Genomic DNA, 1798 nt, shown 5'->3' on the forward strand with positions numbered 1-1798 from the left:
TTGTGGCGTGTTGTTTGAGAACTCAACAGGGTGTTTGGATGGTCAGCGTGTGGGCTGGCTGTGGATCTTTCGGGGTTCATGGTTGGTACTGTTTTTGACTGTCTTTTCCTTGGGGCGTACTGGTTTGCTGAACTGGTGGGTCTCGGATGATCGGTCAGGGCATGCTTCGGCACATTGCTTCGCGCTGATGCTCGGTTTCGGGTGTTGGTGTGTTTGGTTTTGGTTGGAGAGTTTGATCCTGGCTCAGGACGAACGCTGGCGGCGTGCTTCACACATGCAAGTCGAACGGAAAGGCCCAGCTTGCTGGGTGCTCGAGTGGCGAACGGGTGAGTAACACGTGGGTAACCTGCCCCCATCTTCGGGATAACCGTTGGAAACGACGGCTAATACCGGATACGACTGCCGGTCGCATGACCTGGTGGTGGAAAGCTTTTGTGGTTGGGGAGGGGCTCGCGGCCTATCAGCTGGTTGGTGGGGTGATGGCCTACCAAGGCGGTGACGGGTAGCCGGCCTGAGAGGGCGGTCGGTCACATTGGGACTGAGATACGGCCCAGACTCCTACGGGAGGCAGCAGTGGGGAATTTTGCACAATGGGCGGAAGCCTGATGCAGCGACGCCGCGTGAGGGATGACGGCTTTCGGGTTGTAAACCTCTTTTATCCATGACGAAGGCTTCGTTTTTGCGGGGTTGACGGTAGTGGTTGAATAAGCGCCGGCTAACTACGTGCCAGCAGCCGCGGTAAGACGTAGGGCGCGAGCGTTGTCCGGATTTATTGGGCGTAAAGGGCTCGTAGGCGGCTCGTCGCGTCTGTCGTGAAAGGCTCCGGCTTAACTGGGGTTTTGCGGTGGATACGGGCGGGCTTGAGGCCAGTAGGGGAGATCGGAATTCTACGTGTAGCGGTGAAATGCGCAGATATGTGGAGGAACACCGGTGGCGAAGGCGGGTCTCTGGGCTGGTACTGACGCTGAGGAGCGAAAGCGTGGGGAGCGAACAGGATTAGATACCCTGGTAGTCCATGCTGTAAACGGTGGGCGCTAGGTGTGGGGCCACGTTGGTTGGTTCTGTGCCGTAGCTAACGCATTAAGCGCCCCGCCTGGGGAGTACGGCCGCAAGGCTAAAACTCAAAGGAATTGACGGGGGCCCGCACAAGCGGCGGAGCATGCGGATTAATTCGATGCAACGCGAAGAACCTTACCTGGGTTTGACATCACCCGGAAAGCCTCAGAGATGGGGCCCTCTTCGGACTGGGTGACAGGTGGTGCATGGCTGTCGTCAGCTCGTGTCGTGAGATGTTGGGTTAAGTCCCGCAACGAGCGCAACCCTTATCCCGTGTTGCCAGCAGGTTAGGCTGGGGACTCGCGGGAGACTGCCGGGGTTAACTCGGAGGAAGGTGGGGATGAGGTCAAGTCATCATGCCCCTTATGTCCAGGGCTTCACGCATGCTACATTGGCCGGTACAGCGGGTTGCGATACCGTGAGGTGGAGCGAATCTCTGTAAAGCCGGTCTTGGTTCGGATTCGAGTCTGCAACTCGGCTCGATGAAGGTGGAGTCGCTAGTAATCGCAGATCAGCAACGCTGCGGTGAATGCGTTCCCGGGCCTTGTACACACCGCCCGTCACGTCATGAAAGTTGGCAACACCCGAAGCCTGCGGCCCAACCCGTTTGGGAGGGAGTGGTCGAAGGTGGGGCTGGCGATTAGGACGAAGTCGTAACAAGGTAGCCGTACCGGAAGGTGCGGCTGGATCACCTCCTTTCTAAGGAGTCCCGACCCGCCCTGTGGGCGTGGTCAACCATCCG

At 58.5% G+C, this 1798-nt stretch carries 1 rRNA gene; it reads left to right on the plus strand.

Going from position 1 to position 1798, the window contains the following annotated elements:
• Window positions 1-220 precede the first annotated feature (220 nt).
• Window positions 221-1755: ribosomal RNA gene (locus YWW_RS0124190) — 16S ribosomal RNA — on the plus strand.
• The last annotated feature ends 43 nt before the right edge of the window (window positions 1756-1798 follow it).

The sequence above is a fragment of the Glycomyces tenuis DSM 44171 genome, from assembly GCF_000427885.1.
Classification (GTDB): Bacteria; Actinomycetota; Actinomycetes; order Mycobacteriales; family Micromonosporaceae; genus Glycomyces; species Glycomyces tenuis.